This is a genomic window from Nocardia sp. TBRC8007 (assembly GCF_056629435.1).
Genome location: NZ_JBWSOR010000015.1, coordinates 49,671 through 68,250, shown reverse-complemented (window position 1 = coordinate 68,250; position 18,580 = coordinate 49,671). Strand labels below are relative to the sequence as shown.

The following is an 18,580-nucleotide window of genomic DNA, read 5'->3' as shown; positions in this document are numbered from 1 at the left end:
GTCGACCCCACTACTGTTGCCCGTGTGAGAAAACTAGTACCGCTGGTGACAGACGCGCTGTTTGTCGTCGTCTTCTGCGCGATCGGCAGGCGCAGCCACAACGAAGCGGTGCTCGCAGGCCTGCTGCATACCCTGTGGCCGTTCGCGATCGGGCTGGCCGTGGGCTGGCTGTTCGCCCTTGCGCGCGCACGGTGGGGTGCGGCCACAGGAAATAAGCAGTTCAGCGGCACTGCCCTGTGGCCGACCGGAGTCGTGGTCTGGGGCAGCACACTCGCAGGCGGCATGCTGTTGCGGGTGGTCAGCGGTCAGGGCACGGCGTTCAGTTTCATCCTGGTCGCGGGCACGGTACTCGGATTATCGCTGCTCGGCTGGCGCTCGGCATACCATGCCCTGCGCTGATCAGGGTTCCGGCGTCGCCAGGAACTGGAGCATCCTGGCCGCCATCCGCGCGGTCGCGTTCCGGCTGTCCACGTCTTTGATGTGGATCGTAAAGACCAGATCGCCCATCGCCCCGATCAGCCACCCATCCGATCCCGCGGTGGCGGCGAACGCGGCGACATCCCGGTAGCGGCGCACACTCGCCAGCTCCGGTGCGTTCGTAGCGTCGCGCAGCATGCCGCGGAGCCGATCCACAGCCGCCTGTGGCAACGGGTCGAGCTGAGCGTCGGTCGTGGCAGGCCGAGCGATCTCGATCATCGGCGGAGCTACCGACCCCCGCGCGATCGCGGCCGTGGCGATCGCCATGCCGAACGGGCTGGCCAGCACCACATCCGAACCAGCACCCTGCAATACCTGCTCGTTGCGTCCTGCGACGATCAGCCTGCCGGTCACCTCATCGAGGCCGGGAACTGCGAAGTCGATGCCGACTCCGAGAGCAGCCGCCGCTTCGGCTGTTTCCTGTGCCGAGACCTCCTGTGGAGCCTTTTCTTCGGTCGCCGCGGCAAAAACGCGGAACAGTTCCATAGCGCCACCTAGCGGATAGAGTCCGGTAAACGCTACCGGGCCACGCTCGCTGGCCTGGTTGTTCTGTGCGACCGCGACCACCGCCCCGCTGGAAGGCTGAATCGCCACCAGCGATGCCGGCGTCCCCACACTGACTACCGCGTCCTCGGCAGCGCGCTGTAACCGCTGGTCCATGGTGCCCGCGATGTTCGGTCCCGGTGGGCCTTGGGCACCGGCGAGCTGGGTGATGAACCGACTATCCTGGTCGAAAAGCTGCACCCCCCATCCGGAGTGCGCCTCCTGGCTTTCCCGCTGCACCTTGCGCAGCGCGTCCAACATCGGCGACCACACCCGGCGGTCGGCGGAGATCAGTCTCGGCTCCTTTTCCATGACTACGCCGGGAATCGGCGCCATCCTCGGCTCGAGGATGGCGAAATCGCCCTCCCGGAGATTCACCGCGACCACCGGCTTCCCCTGCGCAGAAGCCAGCTTCTGCCGCATCGACGCTCCGGTGATCAATGGCGCGACCGGCTCGATGGCCTCGGCCAGCGCGTCGGTCGAAGCGACCGGGTCGGATATCTTCGCGGGGTCGAGCTTGATGACATTGATGATCTGCTCGGTCAGCAATGGCGCTCCGACGATGTCGTCGACCCGTGGCGCAGGCGACGGCAGGGTGCGCACCAGCCGGACTGTCCTTTGCTGGGTCAGCTGCGGCAGGACAACCGCGGGGTCCCACGAGATCCGCCAGCCGATCGCCAGCTTGCGTATGGTGCCCTGCAAGCTGTAGCTCCAGTTCCGCTCACCACCGAAGTTCCAATCGACATCCATGCTGAAGATCGCCGAGTGCGCGTCCAGACCGATGAACTGGGTGGTGCGGTAATCGACCGTGCCGGGCTGCAAGCCAGTAAACATTTGCTGCAAAGTTGCTGAAGCTGCAGTGGGATAGGAGGTCAACGCCGCGGCCTCAGCGTAATCCTGCTCATCGAGCAGATCCGTAAAGCGCTCTACGACCACTGCGGCTTCGTTGCGTTTCTCGGTTACCCCGCACGCCCCCATCGTGAGCATGAGTGCCGCCACCCCGATAAGTGCCATAACACCGCGGATACGAAAGCGGCGGGATCCCCACACATCCATGACACCCACTCTTCACTCTCGTCACTTCAGTAACAAGACCACCGTACCCGAAAAAACCAGACCGCGATGCCGCCGTAGCTAGGACGTTATCCATGCTCAACATCCCAATTGTGCTCCTCATAACCCTCTTTCGGAGCGGCTTTCATGATCATTCACCCGCCCCGGAAGCGGACGGCCCCACCTCCCCTCAGCTCAGGGAATCGCGAGGTGAACGCCACATAAGCTCCCGTAAACCGCGCAAACACTCCAAAACGTGTCGATCACGACAAATCATCCTTGTTCGCGCTGGGCGGAAACACAGCGATCGCAGTGCAGAACTTTCGGAGTAATCTTGTAATCAATGAAAGAAAATTGGCACAGTTAGTAGGTGATCCATCATGAAAAGTACCCACCGAAGCGGGGGCTGCGGGCGGCCCGGCGGTTGGCAGCAAGCCGATCTGCCGGATGCCACAGACGCGGCCGACTGGTTCGCCGGAAGATTGCCTGAGAGTTGGTTCACCGGCCCTCCTGTGCTAGAGGTGGACCGGGACGAGATTGTCGTCATCGGTGAGCTGCCGATCCCACAGCCGGAGAAACCATCGGCCGGAGAGACCGGCACAGCAGCCGAGGAGGTGCCGCACGCGACCAAAGAAGGCGTGGCAGCCCGGTTCCGTGAGTCCACCCGCTCGGCCCGCATACGGATCGCCGATGAAGCGCAGCACCGCTACCAACGCAGCGTCGCATGGGGGGTTACGGTGGATGGAGAGCGAATCATGTTCACCCACCTGGCCGTTCCCGTCATGACCCGGTTGCGCCAGCCGGAACGCAAAGTTCTCGACACCCTGGTCGACGCGGGCGTCGCCCGGTCCCGAGCCGACGCACTGGCCTGGACGGTGAAACTGGCGGGCAAGCACGCGGAGGCATGGCTGGAGGAACTGCGCGCCGCGATGCGCCAGGTCGACGACCTGCGCTCGGCCGGACCGCAGGGACTGTAGCCGATCGGGTCTAGGGTTGCCGCATGGCTGTGACCACTGGTGCTACGACCACCGACAAAACCCCGGACCCGATCCTCGTTCTCAATGGCCCGAACCTGAACATGCTCGGCACCAGACAACCAGAGGTATACGGGTCGGCGACCCTGGCCGATGTCATAGCGCTGTGCGAACAGGCCGCGGCGAAGTTCGACCGGAAAATCGTCGCCTTCCAGTCCAACTGCGAAGGCGCGCTCATCGACCGCATCCATCAGGCCCGCGGCGCCGAATCGGGGATCGTGATCAACCCCGGTGGTCTCACCCACACCTCGGTGGCACTGCGGGACGCACTGGTGATTCCGGAACTCCCCATCGTCGAGGTGCACATCAGCAATGTGCACGCCCGCGAGGAGTTCCGGCACCACTCCTATATCTCGCCCATCGCGACCGCCGTGGTCGCGGGAATGGGCATCCAGGGCTATGCCGCCGCGATCGAATTCCTGGCTTGCTCGACGTAACCCCAGTTCTGGCACCACGCGCGGTCAGCTGAGCTGAAGCACAGGAAACCCCGGCGCGATGACAGCCCGGTTCCGCATCGATGGCAACCTCGGTCACGCCACCGATGCCCAGCTCGGACAACAAGATTGCAGACCCGGTCGATGATCAGGTCCAGTCCGGCGAGCGATACCGTACATGCCCCACCCCCTTGGTGAACACTGCCCTCTATTGAGAAATGGTGTTCCACGTGGAACTGGACAATAGCAAGAGCACCGCTCTCCATACTCCTAGCGGTTGCGCTGAACGGACCGTCAACTCCGCCTAGGACTTTCCAAACCCGCACGTGGTTTTCGAGCCGCGTCCGAGCTACCGATTTCTGCGCGGATCGCTCTCCCTCATCTACATGAAGCCATTTTCAGCTTCTGCGACCGGCCTAGTCGCTCCTGCGGAGACAGCGCTACCCCAACTGCTCGACGGCGATTCGTGCGCCGACATGTTCGAGTAGCTCCGCCGCAGCGGATATCGAGCGCGCGGGATCGGATTCCAGCTCGGTAAGCGCGTAACACCCTGCAAACCCTGCGGCCTTGATCGCACCGGGTTCGAGCAGAGCACGGCCGACAACAGCGATCACCGGGACCTGCGCCGCGCGTGCGGCCGCGCATACACCGATGGGCGCCTTGCCGTGCAGGCTCTGCTGGTCGAGCGAGCCTTCTCCGGTAATCACGAGGGTGGCGGTGGCAAGCAAATCGGGAAATCCGAGGAGTTCGAGAACCACCTCGATGCCACTGCGCATCCGCGCGCCCAATACCGCGAGAGCGGCGAAACCGGTGCCACCCGCGGCACCCGCTCCGGGATGACGGGCGAATTCACCGCCCACGACGCCCGCCCAGGTGGTGAGCGCGAATTCGAGAATATCCAGTTCCGCTGAGCCCGCGCCTTTTTGCGGCGCGTATACCGCGACGGCGCCAGTCGGGCCGAGTAGCGGATTGTCCACATCGCAAGCCAGTGTGAATGTCGTAGTGGCGATACCGGGATGCAGACCGGAGCCATCCAACCGCGCGGCATGCGCCAAAGCCGCACCACCGAATGGTAGTTCCGCGCCATCAGCATCCAGTACGCGGGCGCCGAGGGCGCGCAGCATGCCCGCGCCGCCGTCGGTGGACGCGCTACCACCCAAGCCGAGCATGATGTCGGTGACGCCGTGATCCATCGCATGCGCCAAGACGACACCGAGCCCGAAAGTGCTCGCGCGCAAAGGTTCCAGCTGCCCTTCCGGCAGCGCCGCCAAACCGGACACAGTGGCGAGTTCGACGATCGCAGTCCTTCCTCGCCTGGCGTAGGACGTCAGGTGCGGCGAGCCGGTCGGGCCGGGGGCTGTCAGTACTATCCGCGTCCAGCCTGCGGCGATGAACGCTTCGACCGTGCCGTCACCACCATCGGCGACCGGCACTTGCCGCACCACCACCTTCGGAGCACTGTGCGCGAAACCCGCGGCGAGCGCCGACGCCACCTGCGCCGCGGTGAGCGATCCCTTGAACTTGTCGGGAGCGAGCAGCACCTGGGCCGCTGACACGCACGTCATCCCCTCATTGTCCGACGCGGGCGAATGGTCCGCACCACGACGCCTACGGCGCAGAACTCAGCTCCTCGACAGCGGGACCTCTTCGGCCTGGGTAATGCCGACCGTTCTGGTGCGCAGGTAGGTGAGCACGGCCTCGCCCACTGCGGGATTGCCGCGGCCGAGGGTACCGTGGTCGCTGCCTTCGATCGTGATCAGCGCCCCGCCGAGCGCATCTGCCGAGGCCGGGTCGCTTTCGCCTGTGGTCAGCCCGTCATCGCGGCTGTGCTGTACCAGCGGCGGCATGCACAGCCTGGTTCCGGTGACCGGCACCGGCTGTGTCACCGGTTTTTCAGGAACCGCAGGATATTCCGGAGCGGATCAGGTCGGCACGGGCGTCCATGGCACCGCCGCCGGAAGCGGTGGTACCGACTGCGGCGGCAAGCGACTCCGGCCGGTCGCCCGCGCGACGAGAAGCCTCGATCAAGAGCATTCCGCGTAGGCCCACCGAAACGGACAAGCCGGGAAGAGATCTCCCTCGGTCGGTCCGGTGTCCCGGACGCTGCGGTATTCGGGTATCAGCGCACCGAGTAGCGTCGAACCATGTCGACCGAGGTCAGTAACAACGCCGCATTGGAACGCTTCGAGATCCACGTCGACGGTGTGATCGCAGGCTACGCCGAGTACCAGGACACGATGTCCGAACGCGCCTTCGTGCGCACCGAAATCTCGCCACGATACGAAGGCCAGGGCTACGCACGGCTGTTGGTCGAGGCCGCGCTGAATCGCACCCGCGAGGACAAGCTCGGCGCATTACCCCTGTGCCGGACGGTCAACCACTTCATCGAGACCCGCCCCGAATACCTCGCGATGGTGCCGCACTGGGCGCGAGACCGGCTGAACCTGCCGCAGTGAGCGGGTAGGCCCCGCGCACGGTGCCGGGATAGCGCCGCAGACGGGAGCGCTCAGTACGGCGCGATGTCGCCAGCGCGGGCCATCCGCTCGGCACATATGCCCCATCATGCGTTGTCCGGCCGCACGCACCGCTCGAACACCATGGCCCTTACCTTGGGATACCGGGATACCGCCCATCATGGTCGATCACGATCAGCAGTGGTCTGCCTTGTCCGATCACCGTTCGGAGTGACTCGCGGGCGCCTTCGACCCATCTGATGCCCGACCGGTAGCGGTGTCCGTCCCCCGCTCTTCTTCCCTATCCAGCAGATCCGGAACGCAGAAGTCGGCCGCAGGGGGCGCATTATGTGCGAACAACTGCGATGATGGCGGAGTGGCACGCGCAGAAGACCCGGATGATCGGAGAACTCGCGGTGGGCACGGCGACCGCAAGGGGCACGAGTTCCGATACGGAGAACAGGCGGTACGTGCCGGGATGCTGCTGGTATCGGCCACCGAATTGGCCGAACCGACCTTCCGGCGCACCGTCGTCTACATCATCGAGCACAACGAGGCGGGCAGTCTCGGTGTCGTGCTCAACCGCCCGAGCGAAGCGGCTGTACACGAGGTACTGCCGCGCTGGGCGGACGTGGCCATGGCGCCACGCACACTATTCATCGGCGGCCCAGTGAAGAGAGACGCGGCGCTGTGCCTCGGCACTGCCAAAGTCGGCACACGGCTCGACAGAGTGCCCGGCGTGCGGCGCGTCGATGGGCGCGTCGTCCTGGTCGATCTCGATGCCGATCCCGAACAAGTCGGCCCGATCGTCGAGGGGATCCGGATCTTCGCGGGCTATGCAGGCTGGACCTTCGGTCAGCTGGAAGGCGAATTGGAGAACAACGACTGGATGGTGCTTTCGGCGTTACCGTCCGATCCGATCAGTACCGGCCGCGCCGACCTGTGGGCGCACGTGCTGCGCCGCCAGCCGCTACCGCTGGCACTGCTCGCCACGCACCCGATCGAACTCGAACGCAACTGAAGATGTGCGCCGCACGAACCTCGAGTACGGTATGAGACGGCACATGTGAATCGGCCAGGAAATGGGTGAGTGCCCAGGCGCGTCCGAACACCGGCCCGCCAGACACTGGCGGAGAGGTACCTATCCGTGCGCAGCGCACACGACAAGGACGGCGAGCTCGACAATCCGTCTGAATTGATGCAGGTTCTCTATCGCGAACATGCCACTCCACTGTGGCGCTACACGCTCGGCTTGGTCCGAGATCCGGGACGGGCCGAAGATATCGTGCAGGAGACACTGCTACGGGCATGGCAACGCCCGAGCGTCTTGGATCAGTCCACCACCTCGGCCCGCGCCTGGCTGTTCACCGTGGCACGTAATCTCGCCACCGATGAGCACCGCAGCGCCCGCAGCCGCCGCGAATTCCGCACCGACAACCCGCCCGAACAGCCTCTTCCTGATCAGTCCGACCGCGCGCTGGACGGCTGGCTCGTCGCGGACGCGCTCGAAAGACTCAGCGTCGATCACCGCGAGGTGATCGTGCGCGCGTACTACCGTGGCCTGTCCACCCAGCAGATCGCCGAAGAACTCGGCGTTCCGGCAGGAACGGTGAAATCCCGGATGCACTACGGTATGCGCGCGTTGCGGCTGGCGTTACAGGAGATGGGGGTGACGAATAAATGACGGATATCATCGATGACTACATCACGTGGGATGCGTCGTACGTGCTCGGCTCCCTCACCCGCGAAGAGCGCCTGGAGTATGAAGGCCATCTGACCGGCTGCGCCGATTGCCGGGCCGCGGTGGCCGAACTCGCCGGCCTGCCCGGCATGCTCGCCACGGTGCGAACCCAGACCGCGCTGGCGATGATCGAACCTCCCGCCGCCTCGGCCGCAACTTCGACCGAGGGCGCGGCGATCGATGCGCCGACGCGGATACTGCCACGGCTCGCCGACGCCGCCGAACGCCGACGCCGCCGCTCGAAATGGTCGTCGTTCGGCGCGGCAGTGGCGGCGGCTGCCGCAGCGGTGGTCATCGCGGTGCCGGTCACCATGACGATGACCGGACCGAACGAACCGGCGGGCACCTCCGCACAGGTCTTCACCGAACGCCGGATGACGGCACTGGAGCCGACGCCGGTCACGGCGAGCTTCAAGCTTGTTCCCGCGGGCGATCGGACACGGTTGGTGATGTCCTGCAGCTACGCGCCGGGCGAGCGACGCCGCCCATGGGGTCTCGCTCTCTATGTCATCCGCACCGACGGACAGCAACAGGAACTCGACCGGTGGCCTGCGGGCCCAGGTACCGAACTGACCATCGACCGGACCATCGACGGCACACCCGATCAAGTCCGCTCGGTCGAGATCCGCGCCGCGAGCACCGGCAAGGTGCTGCTGCGCGGCACGGTCTGATCGATCGAACGATCCCCCAGGGGGCGATCTACCCGCACGGGATCGCGCCGCGGTACCCCGATCGACGCGTCTGCCGCCGGAAGAACACAAACGCCTACGGATACCCGGCCGCCGCGATGCCCACATGCCATGCGATCGAGACAACGCCGTTGTCGCTGATCTCGATGACCGTCGACAGACTGTAGATAGTCTCGATGAACGGCATGAACGGCTGGTATGCCGCGAAACGGCTCTGTTCGCTTGTCGCGCCGGACGCGCCGCTGAATATGAAATATCTCCCCTCATCGTTGAACTATCCGGTGGCCGCGCTCGTATCACCCAATGCACAGCCGAATATTCAGCGGGAAGGGAACACCGATGCGAGTTGTGGATTACCTTGTGCACGCGGTCTCGGCACTGGGCGTGCGACACATCTTCGGTGTGGGCGGGGCCAATATCGAAGACCTGTACGACGCGATCTTCGAGGCTTCGGATGTGATCACCGGTGTGATCGCCAAGCACGAGTTCTCCGCGGCCACCATGGCCGACGGCTACGCCCGCATCGCAGGCGGGTTCGGAGTCGTCGCGTCCACCTCCGGCGGTGGTGCGATGAACCTCGTTGCCGGCCTGGCCGAATCGTTCGCATCCCGGATTCCGGTGCTCGCGCTGATCGGGCAGCCGCCGAGCACAGCGGAGGGCAACGGAGCATTCCAGGACACCAGTGGACGCGCGGGCGCCATCGATGCCGTCCGTATCTTCAGCGCGGTCAGCATGTACTGCGCGCGCGTGGAGAACGGCGCCGATCTGCCCAGTCAGCTGACCAAGGCAATCGGCGCCGCCCGGCGCGGTGGCCCGGCGGTGCTACTGCTCCCGAAAGACATACAGCAGACCGAACTCGACGCAGTCACGTCGGTGTCCATACCCCCCGCGCGGCACCGAAACGACAAAGACGGAATCGCCCGTGTGCGTGCGGCACTGGATACCGCACGGCATACCGGAAAGATCGTGATCATCGCTGGTGATCAGGTCGCGCGAGACGAAGCGCGCGCGGAACTTGCTCGCTTGGCTGTCGTGCTGGACGCCGCGGTGGGCGTCACACCCGACGCGAAGGACTCCTACGACAATACCGATCCCGGGTACTGCGGCGTCGCGGGCAGTATGGGCCATCCCGAGCTGGCCGCGGCCATCCGATCTTCGGCACTGTGCCTGCTGATCGGCACCCGGCTGCCGGTCACAGCCAGGGCCGGCTTGGAGGCCTCGCTCACCGAGAGCACAGTAGCCAGCATCGGTGTCGCGCCACCGTATCTGCCTGCCATCCACGCGAACAGCACCGATCTGTCTCGCACCCTTGCCGATATGATCAGCGAACTACCCAGTAGCACAGTAGTTTCCGAATATATCCGCACAGCACAATCACCGACGACGCTGCGGGTGCCCGACGCGTCCGGCCCTGGACTGCGCTACCGGGATCTGATCGAGACAATCGACGCCGCGCTGCCGGAGGGCACCGACGTGTTCGCGGACGCGGGCAATACCGGCGCGGCGGCTGTGCACCATCTGCGGGTTCCGCGCGGCGGGCGGTTCGTCGTCGCGCTCGGCATGGGCGGCATGGGATACGCGTTCGGCGCCGCAATCGGCGCCGCGTTCGCCAAGCAGGCTACCGAAGCCCTGCAGCACACCGTCGTCATCGCAGGCGATGGCGCATTCTTCATGCACGGCATGGAAATACACACCGCGATCGAGTATGCCCTACCGATCACCTTCGTTGTCCTGAACAACAACGCCCATGCCATGTGCGTGACCAGAGAACAGCTGTATTATCGAGACCGCTACAGCTTCAACCGTTTCCGGCCCGCGCACCTGGGGGCGGGGGTCGCCGCCATGTTTCCCGGCCTGCCCGCGTTCTCCGCGCACTCCGTCGGTGACCTCGCCGCCGCATTGGAACACTGCGTGCGAACACCAGGACCGTCATTCCTTTCGGTCGAATGCGACTCCGACGAGATCCCCCCGTTCCTGCCGTTCCTGTCCGCCATCGAGCAATCCAGCAATCCATGACAACCCGCACTCGCCCGGCCCACGGCAGTACCTGCCGAGAAGAGAGTACCTCCATGACCACCAGTTCCCTCCCCGCGCTCAGCGACATCCCGGACGAAGCCGTACCGAGTGTGCTGCGCATCGAGAACTCCGACAAAGACGCGACCACCCCGATCATCATGGACATGCTGCGCTCCGTATACCCGCATGACCAGATATACGGCGAGTATTGCCCGGTGCAGGGATACATCGCCGCACCGCCCCGCGAAGTGTACGAATATCTTGCCGACACCAGATCGCTGGAAGAGTGGACCTACAGCCTGCGCGGGTTCGTGGAGACCGACGAGCCCGGATTGTGGCTCGCCTATGACCGGCTCGGCTCCGAGACCACCATCTTCACCCGCACCGTCGCCAACCCCGATGCGATGACGGTCGACTACCACTGCGCGTGGGACCAGGGACAGCACCTGTGGATGATCTATCTGCTGCGCGTGATCGACGCGCAAGTGGTGTTCGACAAGCCGGGTTCGGTGGTGCTGTGGATGAACTGCAAGCATCCGTTCTACGACGGGAACCCCTATCCCGAAACCGCGCCGCCGAAGCGACCGGTGTGGGTCGGCGACTTCTGGGAGATGTTCTCGGCAGGGCACCAACTGGAGATGGACAACCTCAAGGCTATCTGCGAGTACCGAGCCACCCACGGCCTGCCCATCAAGCCCGACTGGATGAAATGAGCAGCCCGATGACATCCCTTCCCCATACCTCAGGGCTTTCCCCGGTGAGCCTCATCGATGTGGCCTCCTACCTCCCCGGCGAGCCGATCGGCACCGAATACTTCACTCAATTCTCGCGCTCGGACCGAATGGCGAAGAACGTCATGTTCCGTTCGCCGAAGCGCCGACACCACGTGGCACGCGATGAGACCGCAGTGGATATGGTCGAGCAGGCCGTCGCTCCACTGCGTGAACGCCACGGCGACGATGTGATCGCTGATATCGACGTGCTGATCACCCACACCCAGCTGCCGGACAACCCGGTGCTCGGTTGTGGCTCCGAGGTGGCGCGGCGACTCGGTATCCGTCCCGCATTCGTCTACGACGTGCACAACAGCGGCTGCGCGGCATTCGTGCACATGATGTCGCTGGCTCGCATGGTGTTGCAGTCCACTCCGGCCCGCACCGCACTGATCGCGGCGACCCAGAATTGCGCGGGACCGGTGTTCACCCAGTCCGAGATCCGCAAGCTGGCGCAGGCGCCGGTACCCGGCGACGGCTGCGGTGTCGGGCTGCTCCGCAAGGACGACAGCGCACCGATTCTGGACATCGAATGCCGTACCTATCCCGAATTCGCGGGGGATATGGAGTTCTCCACCAACGGCACGCGCCGGTACTGGGAGCCAGGCGAGGGGCAGAGCTGCGTCAGCTTCACCGAATCCAAGGTCACCAAGGTATTGGCCCGTGGCAACCGGCTGGTTCCGGAAGTGTCGTTCGCGGTCTGCGATCGGATCGGGGTGCGAGGGAGCGATGTCGATGTCTTCGTCACCAACCAGCCGAATCGCTTGTTTCTGCGCAACTGGCGCGACGCGCTGGAGCTTCCGCCGGAACGGCATCCGGATACCTTCGACTCCTGCGGGAACCTTTTCGCCGCAGGCATTCCGGTGACCTTGGATACAGCGAATCAGACGGGCGGACTACCCAACGGGTCGCTGGTATTGCTGGCGGCGTTCGCGCACGCGGGCGACTTCGCCGGCGCGGCCGCTGTTCGCTGGGGGGCGGCTCGATGAGCGTCCACTTCGCCGACGGCACCCGGTCCACACGCAGGCTCGGTTCCCCGCGAGTAGCGCCGAAGTTCGATGTGAGCCTGAGCGAGAATCCATTCCCTCCGCTCCCCTCCGTCCTGCGGGCAGTGCAGAGCACAATGGTCCAGGCGAATCGGTATCCCGAATTCCTGCCGCGGCAGCTACCGACGCTGATCGCACAACATGTCGGCGTGCAGCCGGATCAGGTCGTGGTCGGGTCCGGCGCGACCGGAGTGGCGATGCAGATCTTGCGATCGCTGACCACAGCGGGAAGCGAAATCGTCTACAGCACACCAACCTTCGATGGATACCCGATTATGGCCGGGATGGCCGGAGTCGAGTCCGTCATGGTGCCATTGGATGCGGCGGGCAGACAGGACCTGCGGGCAATGCTGCGGACCATCGGCAAGCGAACCACCTTGGTTGTGCTGTGCCGTCCGCACAACCCGACCGGCACGGTGATCCCGGCGGACGAGTTGGCGGCTTTCCTGTCCGATATACCTACCCGAGTGCCAGTGCTCCTGGATGAGGCGTATGTCGAATTCCTCGGCGCCGCCGAATACATCGATCCGCTGACGCTGATCGAGAAGCATCCCAACCTCCTTGTACTACGCACCTTTTCCAAGGCGTACGGTCTGGCCGGGTTACGCATCGGGTATGCCTTCGGCGGACCAGAGCTGATCGCACGGGTTCTCGGACTGCAACTACCGTTCGGGATGAGCTCGACAGCGGTAGCCGCCGTGTCTGCCTGCTACGCCGCCGAACCCGAACTGGCCGCGCGAACCCTCCGCATCACCGAAGCACGAGACGCGCTCCGCGACGCCATACTGGCCCACGGCATCGCGGTACCGAAAAGCCACGCCAACTTCCTGTACCTTCCCGGTCCCGGCATTGTCACCGCATTGCGCCGCGCGGCCATCGTCGCCAAGCCCTACCCGGACGGCAGCGCACGCATCGCGGTCGGAGACCCCGCTGCCGACCGCGCCGTCCGGCAAGCCCTCGCCCAACTCAGGCGACCTGCTCCGCATCACAACTGAATCCGGGCACAACGCCTGCCCCTGCGACGTGTACATGCTACGCGGAACCGACCTCGGTTCCGCGTAGTTCACTCGACGGATGACGTGGCGCGCATTCCGGGCGTGCTCTACATCACTCCGACAGACAGTCCGCTGTCTCGCGGCTTCGCGCCGCCACCGGAGTGCGCGCGGTAGCCACGCGACAGCTCAGCTCGCAGGCTGGCAAGTGTCGCGCAGCGAGCACGCGCCACACGAGCTGCCGCAGCCGCCCAACTCGGCAGGCGGGGCGATGCCATCGGCGACCCGCGCCGCGGCATTAGCGCCCGCGCCGAGGGTGAACAGGGCGATAACGGCGACGCCCGCCACGACAACGAGCGCGGCTATCCCGCCGACGACCAAAGTGACCAGACCGCCGGCGAACAACAGAGCGCCGGCCGCGATCGAAGTAGGGGCGGCGACCCGGTTGGCGACCCGGAACGCCTCGTCATCCGACAGCGCGGCCTCGGTGTGCACCCCGAAGACACGGTTACGGGGCAACCGGCCGGTCAGCCCGAGTGTGCCGGTTGTTATGGCTACCAAGGCCAGCACGAACAGGGCGAGAGCGACGACGAACACCTCTGCAGGCTAGCGCACCGGCACCGATCGCAGGGTAATGGGCCGTGTGACGATGAACGCAACCGGAAGTCCAGGCCAGCCCGATTTCCGATCTGGTCGGCTGGACGTTCTACCCTGAGAGGCGAAGTTTGTCGGAGGATCGGCGACCATAGAAGGCAGGACCGTGCAAGAGACACGTGCAACCGAAAGCGATGTACCAGAGCACCGGTACAACGCGGAGCTTGCCGGCCGTATCGAACGCCGGTGGCAGCGGGTGTGGGACGAACGCGGAACGTTCCATGCACCGAACCCGGTTGGTCCGCTAGCAGGTTCCACTCCGTCGGACAAGCTTTTCGTGCAGGACATGTTCCCCTATCCGTCGGGTGCGGGACTGCACGTAGGACATCCGCTCGGCTATATCGCCACCGACGTCTTCGCCCGCTATCACCGCATGCACGGCCGCAACGTGCTGCACGCCCTCGGCTATGACGCCTTCGGCCTGCCCGCCGAGCAGTACGCGGTGCAGACCGGCGCGCACCCGCGCGACACCACCGAGGCGAATATCGCCACCATGCGGCGTCAGCTGGACCGGCTCGGCCTCGGACACGATCGACGCCGCTCGTTCGCGACCACCGACCCCGAGTACTACCGTTGGACCCAGTGGATCTTCCTGCGCATCTATAACGCCTGGTATGACCGAGAGGCCGGTCGCGCCCGCCCGATCGCCGATCTGGAGGCCCAGTTCGCCTCCGGTGCGCGGCCGACGCCGGACGGGAAGAACTGGACCACCATGGGTGCCGCCGAGCGTAGCGCCCTGCTCGACTCGTATCGCCTCGTCTACCAGACCGATTCCATGGTCAATTGGTGCCCCGGTCTCGGCACTGTGCTGTCCAACGAGGAGGTCACCGCGGAAGGCCGCAGTGAGCGGGGTAACTTCCCGGTGTTCCGCAAGCGACTGTGGCAATGGATGATGCGCATCACCGCCTACTCCGATCGGCTGGTCGACGATCTGGACCGCCTGGACTGGCCGGAGAACGTCAAGGCCATGCAGCGCAACTGGATCGGGCGCTCGCGCGGCGCGCAGGTGAAGTTCGACGCCGACGGCGCGCAGATCGAGGTCTTCACCACCAGGCCCGACACCCTGTTCGGCGCGACCTATGTCGTGTTGGCGCCCGAACACGAGCTGGTCGGCAAACTGACCGCCGCGGCATGGCCCGCCGACGTGGATCCCCGCTGGACCAACGAAGGCGCCGCGTCCCCCGCCGACGCTGTCACGGCCTACCGCGAGTCCATCGCGGCCAAGTCGGATCTGGAGCGCCAGGAGAGCAAAGAGAAGACCGGGGTCTTCCTCGGCGCCTACGCCATCAACCCGGTCGACAACACACCGGTGCCGATCTTCATCGCCGACTACGTGCTCAGCGGATACGGCACCGGTGCGATCATGGCGGTACCCGGCCACGACCAACGGGACTGGGATTTCGCCACCGCGCTCGGTCTGCCGATCAAGGAGGTCATCTCCGGCGGCGACCTCACCGTCTCGGCCTATTCCGGTGATGGCGAGCTGGTGAATTCCGACTACTTGAACGGGCTTTCGGTCGAAGAGGCCAAGGCGACGGTGATCGCCCGACTGGAGTCCAGTGGCCACGGCACCGGCACCATCCAGTACAAGCTGCGGGACTGGCTGTTCGCCCGCCAGCGCTACTGGGGCGAGCCGTTCCCGATCGTCTACGACGAACAGGGCGCACCGCACGCATTACCGGAATCCATGCTGCCGGTACGGCTTCCGGAACTGGACGATTTCGCCCCGGTGACCTTCGATCCGAACGACGCGGACTCCGAGCCCTCACCACCGCTGGCCAAGGCCGCCGACTGGGTGCGCGTCGAACTGGACCTGGGCGATGGACCCAAGACCTATCGGCGCGATACGAACGTCATGCCGAACTGGGCGGGTAGCTCCTGGTACCAACTGCGCTACGCCGACCCGACCAACACCGAAGCATTCTGCGCCGGGGAGAACGAAGCGTACTGGCTGGGCCCGCGCACCGAGGTCGGCGGACCGGACGATCCCGGTGGCGTCGATCTGTATGTAGGCGGTGTCGAGCACGCTGTGCTGCACCTGCTGTATGCCCGGTTCTGGCAGAAAGTACTGTTCGACCTGGGCGATGTCAGTGGGTCCGAGCCGTACCGGCGCCTGTTCAACCAGGGCTACATCCAGGCGCACGCCTATACCGACGCACGCGGCGCATATGTGCCCGCCGCCGAAGTAGTGGAACGCGACGGCAAGTTCTTCTGGCCCACCGACACCGGCGAGATCGAGGTGTTCCAGGAATACGGCAAGATCGGCAAGTCGCTGAAGAACGCCATCTCCCCGGACGAGATGTGTGATCTCTACGGCGCGGACACCTTCCGTTTCTACGAGATGGCCATGGGTCCGCTGGACACCTCGCGGCCGTGGGCGACCAAGGATGTCGTCGGCGCGCACCGCTTCCTGCAGCGCGCGTGGCGCTTGGTGGTGGACGAGGAGACCGGGGCGCTGCGGGTCTCCGAAACCGCGCCTTCCGAAGAGACGCTGCGCCTGCTGCACAAGACGATCGCGGGCGTGGACGAGGATTTCGCAGCCCTTCGCGACAATACGGCGGGCGCCAAGCTGATCGAGCTCACCAACCACCTGACCAAGAACTATCCGGGCGGCGCGCCACGTTCGGTGGTGGAGCCACTGGTGCTGATGCTGGCGCCGTTGGCGCCGCATATCGCCGAGGAAATGTGGGAACGTCTCGGCTACAACCAATCTCTGGCGCACGGACCGTTCCCGACCGCCGATTCCACGCTGCTGGTGGACGAGGCGGTGGAATACCCGATCCAGGTGAACGGCAAACTGCGCAGCCGCATCCAAGTGGCCGCCGATGCCGACAACTCGACGATCGAAACGGCCGCGCTGGCCGACGAGAAGATCGCCGCGCTGCTCGACGGGAAGGCGCCGCGCAAGCTGATCGTGGTGCCGGGACGCTTGGTCAATATCGTCGCTTGACTTAGCATCGTCGCTTGACGCAGCACGGCACGCACTGAGCCGTCACAGCCGACCGCGTGTGTTCAGTACGGCCGCAGCACGATCTCGGTGGGGTGCGCGTCGCGGGGAGTTTCGATGGCCGCGCGCACCGCACCCGCCACGGTCTGCGGGGTGAGGAACTCCTCAGGCCGGTACTCGCGCCCCTCGCCCGCGATGATCTCGCGCTGCATATCGGTATCGATGCGTCCCGGATGAATCGAGGTGACACGCAGTGCGGGCTCTTCCAGCCGTAGCGCGTCACCGAAGGCACGCAGCCCGAACTTGCTCGCGGCGTAAGAGGCCCAACCCGCGTTCGCGCGCAGCCCGGCGCCCGAATTGATCAACACCACATGGCCGTTGCCCGCACGTAGCGCCGGTAGTAGCAGCCTGGTCAGCTCGGCGACCGCGATCAGGTTGACTTCCAGAGTTTCTCGCCACTGCTCGACGGTGGAGTCCGCGATCGTGTCGATATCGGCGATGCCCGCATTGTGCACCAACACATTCAGCCGCCGGATCGGCGCGACCGCCGCGGCGACGGCGGGGTAGTCGGTCAGCTCGACCGGCAGCCTCTCCACACCGGGCAGCTCCGCCAGAATGGCACGCAACGACTCCGCCGACCGGGCGCCGAGCAGCAGATTGTGCGTCGGGGCGAGTTCACGGGCGATGGCAGCGCCGAGCCCACGGCCCGCGCCGGTGATCAATGCGGTCGGTTTCCTTGGCACGGGCGAAGTCATGATCTTCACCGTAATCGGCGGGGCGATCACGATGCCGACCGGAGCTACGCCGATGTACAGGCGGGTAGCACAGCACCTGTTATCGAAAATTTGTTCGATTCAAGATAGTATATCCAGACATTGGCACGCCACGTCCGACACTATTCGCCTCGATCCACCCGAACAGAGAGCGATATGTGCATAATGAGCGCAGACAGCCACCGGCGAAGCAGGGAGGGTGATTCAGCGATGACTGTCACGGTCGAGCACGCCACATCCGAGGAACTTCGGTGCCGCCATCAAGACATTTTGCGGCGTGTAGGTATGACGCGAACCGAGATCGGCGAAATCGCCGCGCAGTGCGCACTGACCCCCGAAGAGCTGGCGGCATGGGACGAATTGCGGTCGCTCGAATTCCTCCTCGAGGATGAGTGAGGGGCGGTCGGAACTCGAGAGACAAGCCCACGAGTTCGCTCTGGATGTGTCGACCCGAGCACTGATGTGCTTGGAGGGCGCCCCCGATGGCGACCAGCTCACCGTGAACGCCTCCCCCAGAGGAGGCAGGTACGCATTCAGCTATCGGCAGAGTATCCATGCCGAGCCGGGCGGTCGCGCCATCGGAAACATAATCCTCGGCTTCGAGTTGACTCTCGATCGTGCGCAATGCCATCTCGCAGTACACAAGTCGCAGTTCCAGTTGGCCGACAGGCGCGGAAAGAAGCCGATGATTGCCGGGTAGCTGCCCGCGACGGGTGGGAGTCCGAGGTCACAATAGGCCGGGAAACCTGGCGGCGGAAGCAGACAGCGGCGGCGGTGCGCGATCGCCCCGATGTAGCGATCGCGGAGCTGAAGAGACTGGGACTCACTGTAATAGGAGAGATGGCAGGGGATCTGCCTCCCGCGCGGCAGAGGTACTGATGGCCAGGTACTGATGGCGCGACAGAAGGCGGGCAGGACGGCGCTGTCCGGGCACGTTCATGAACAGCACCGCAGA

General features: G+C 65.0%; 19 protein-coding genes. 13 read left to right on the top strand and 6 right to left on the bottom strand.

The features are described from left to right. Positions 1–24 precede the first annotated feature (24 nt). Complete coding sequence (locus ACX4ZE_RS14090) at positions 25–399, top strand: DUF3054 domain-containing protein (RefSeq protein ID WP_480273852.1); 375 nt, start codon at positions 25–27, stop codon at positions 397–399. On the opposite strand, the gene ACX4ZE_RS14085 is transcribed toward ACX4ZE_RS14090, so the two are convergent. Continuing rightward, entirely contained in the window at positions 400–2,034 is a 1,635-nt protein-coding gene (locus ACX4ZE_RS14085) for an NTF2-like N-terminal transpeptidase domain-containing protein (RefSeq protein ID WP_480273851.1), read from the bottom strand. A 419-nt stretch (positions 2,035–2,453) separates the two neighbouring features. Between ACX4ZE_RS14085 and ACX4ZE_RS14080 the strand changes: the two genes are divergently transcribed. Both ACX4ZE_RS14080 and aroQ read left to right on the top strand, forming a co-directional pair. Then, positions 2,454–3,050, top strand: coding sequence for a hypothetical protein (locus ACX4ZE_RS14080; RefSeq protein WP_480273850.1), 597 nt, complete (start codon positions 2,454–2,456; stop codon positions 3,048–3,050). Between the two features lie 23 nt (positions 3,051–3,073). Further along, positions 3,074–3,544, top strand: coding sequence for a type II 3-dehydroquinate dehydratase (gene aroQ, locus ACX4ZE_RS14075; protein ID WP_480273849.1), 471 nt, complete (start codon positions 3,074–3,076; stop codon positions 3,542–3,544). 437 nt (positions 3,545–3,981) lie between these two features. Here the strand turns inward: aroQ and ACX4ZE_RS14070 are convergent, their stop codons facing one another. The 3 genes from ACX4ZE_RS14070 to ACX4ZE_RS14060 are packed head-to-tail and all read right to left on the bottom strand — an operon-like array spanning position 3,982 to position 5,602. Continuing rightward, on the bottom strand, positions 3,982–5,106 hold the full coding sequence (locus ACX4ZE_RS14070) for a glycerate kinase (protein WP_480273848.1): 1,125 nt from the start codon (positions 5,104–5,106) through the stop codon (positions 3,982–3,984). 57 nt (positions 5,107–5,163) lie between these two features. After that, the gene (locus tag ACX4ZE_RS14065) at positions 5,164–5,427 is read right to left on the bottom strand and encodes an alpha/beta hydrolase (RefSeq protein ID WP_480273847.1); all 264 of its coding nucleotides are present in this window, start codon (positions 5,425–5,427) and stop codon (positions 5,164–5,166) included. A gap of 7 nt (positions 5,428–5,434) precedes the next feature. Continuing rightward, positions 5,435–5,602, bottom strand: a complete 168-nt coding sequence (locus ACX4ZE_RS14060) for a hypothetical protein (RefSeq protein WP_480273846.1) — start codon at positions 5,600–5,602, stop codon at positions 5,435–5,437. Positions 5,603–5,685: 83 nt separating this feature from the next. Here ACX4ZE_RS14060 and ACX4ZE_RS14055 point away from each other — a divergent pair, with 83 nt between their 5' ends. The 8 genes from ACX4ZE_RS14055 (at position 5,686) to ACX4ZE_RS14020 (ending at position 13,254) form a co-directional block, all read left to right on the top strand. Continuing rightward, positions 5,686–5,997, top strand: a complete 312-nt coding sequence (locus ACX4ZE_RS14055) for a GNAT family N-acetyltransferase (RefSeq protein ID WP_480273845.1) — start codon at positions 5,686–5,688, stop codon at positions 5,995–5,997. A 373-nt stretch (positions 5,998–6,370) separates the two neighbouring features. Beyond that, on the top strand, positions 6,371–7,015 hold the full coding sequence (locus ACX4ZE_RS14050) for a YqgE/AlgH family protein (protein ID WP_480273844.1): 645 nt from the start codon (positions 6,371–6,373) through the stop codon (positions 7,013–7,015). 126 nt (positions 7,016–7,141) lie between these two features. Next, on the top strand, positions 7,142–7,678 hold the full coding sequence (locus ACX4ZE_RS14045; protein WP_480273843.1) for a sigma-70 family RNA polymerase sigma factor: 537 nt from the start codon (positions 7,142–7,144) through the stop codon (positions 7,676–7,678). After that, positions 7,675–8,406, top strand: a complete 732-nt coding sequence (locus ACX4ZE_RS14040; protein WP_480273842.1) for an anti-sigma factor family protein — start codon at positions 7,675–7,677, stop codon at positions 8,404–8,406. The genes ACX4ZE_RS14045 and ACX4ZE_RS14040 overlap by 4 nt, the downstream gene beginning before the upstream one ends. A gap of 357 nt (positions 8,407–8,763) precedes the next feature. Further along, positions 8,764–10,440: a thiamine pyrophosphate-binding protein gene (locus ACX4ZE_RS14035; RefSeq protein ID WP_480273841.1), complete on the top strand. Its 1,677-nt coding sequence runs from the start codon at positions 8,764–8,766 to the stop codon at positions 10,438–10,440. 53 nt (positions 10,441–10,493) lie between these two features. Continuing rightward, positions 10,494–11,153: an SRPBCC family protein gene (locus tag ACX4ZE_RS14030; protein ID WP_480273840.1), complete on the top strand. Its 660-nt coding sequence runs from the start codon at positions 10,494–10,496 to the stop codon at positions 11,151–11,153. Between the two features lie 8 nt (positions 11,154–11,161). Next, the gene (locus ACX4ZE_RS14025; RefSeq protein ID WP_480273839.1) at positions 11,162–12,202 is read left to right on the top strand and encodes a 3-oxoacyl-ACP synthase III family protein; all 1,041 of its coding nucleotides are present in this window, start codon (positions 11,162–11,164) and stop codon (positions 12,200–12,202) included. After that, positions 12,199–13,254, top strand: a complete 1,056-nt coding sequence (locus tag ACX4ZE_RS14020; protein WP_480273838.1) for an aminotransferase class I/II-fold pyridoxal phosphate-dependent enzyme — start codon at positions 12,199–12,201, stop codon at positions 13,252–13,254. The genes ACX4ZE_RS14025 and ACX4ZE_RS14020 overlap by 4 nt, the downstream gene beginning before the upstream one ends. A 186-nt stretch (positions 13,255–13,440) precedes the next feature. On the opposite strand, the gene ACX4ZE_RS14015 is transcribed toward ACX4ZE_RS14020, so the two are convergent. Continuing rightward, on the bottom strand, positions 13,441–13,848 hold the full coding sequence (locus ACX4ZE_RS14015; protein WP_480273837.1) for an SdpI family protein: 408 nt from the start codon (positions 13,846–13,848) through the stop codon (positions 13,441–13,443). Positions 13,849–14,011: 163 nt separating this feature from the next. Between ACX4ZE_RS14015 and leuS the strand changes: the two genes are divergently transcribed. Continuing rightward, on the top strand, positions 14,012–16,855 hold the full coding sequence (gene leuS / locus ACX4ZE_RS14010; RefSeq protein WP_480273836.1) for a leucine--tRNA ligase: 2,844 nt from the start codon (positions 14,012–14,014) through the stop codon (positions 16,853–16,855). 62 nt (positions 16,856–16,917) lie between these two features. On the opposite strand, the gene ACX4ZE_RS14005 is transcribed toward leuS, so the two are convergent. Next, positions 16,918–17,607 carry an SDR family oxidoreductase gene (locus ACX4ZE_RS14005; RefSeq protein ID WP_480273835.1) on the bottom strand — a complete coding sequence of 230 codons (690 nt, stop codon included), beginning with the start codon at positions 17,605–17,607 and terminating at the stop codon, positions 16,918–16,920. 406 nt (positions 17,608–18,013) lie between these two features. On the opposite strand from ACX4ZE_RS14005, the gene ACX4ZE_RS14000 reads away from it, so the two are divergent. After that, a complete protein-coding gene (locus ACX4ZE_RS14000; RefSeq protein ID WP_480273834.1) occupies positions 18,014–18,325 on the top strand; it encodes a hypothetical protein in 312 nt (103 codons plus the stop codon). Positions 18,326–18,580: the final 255 nt, after the last annotated feature.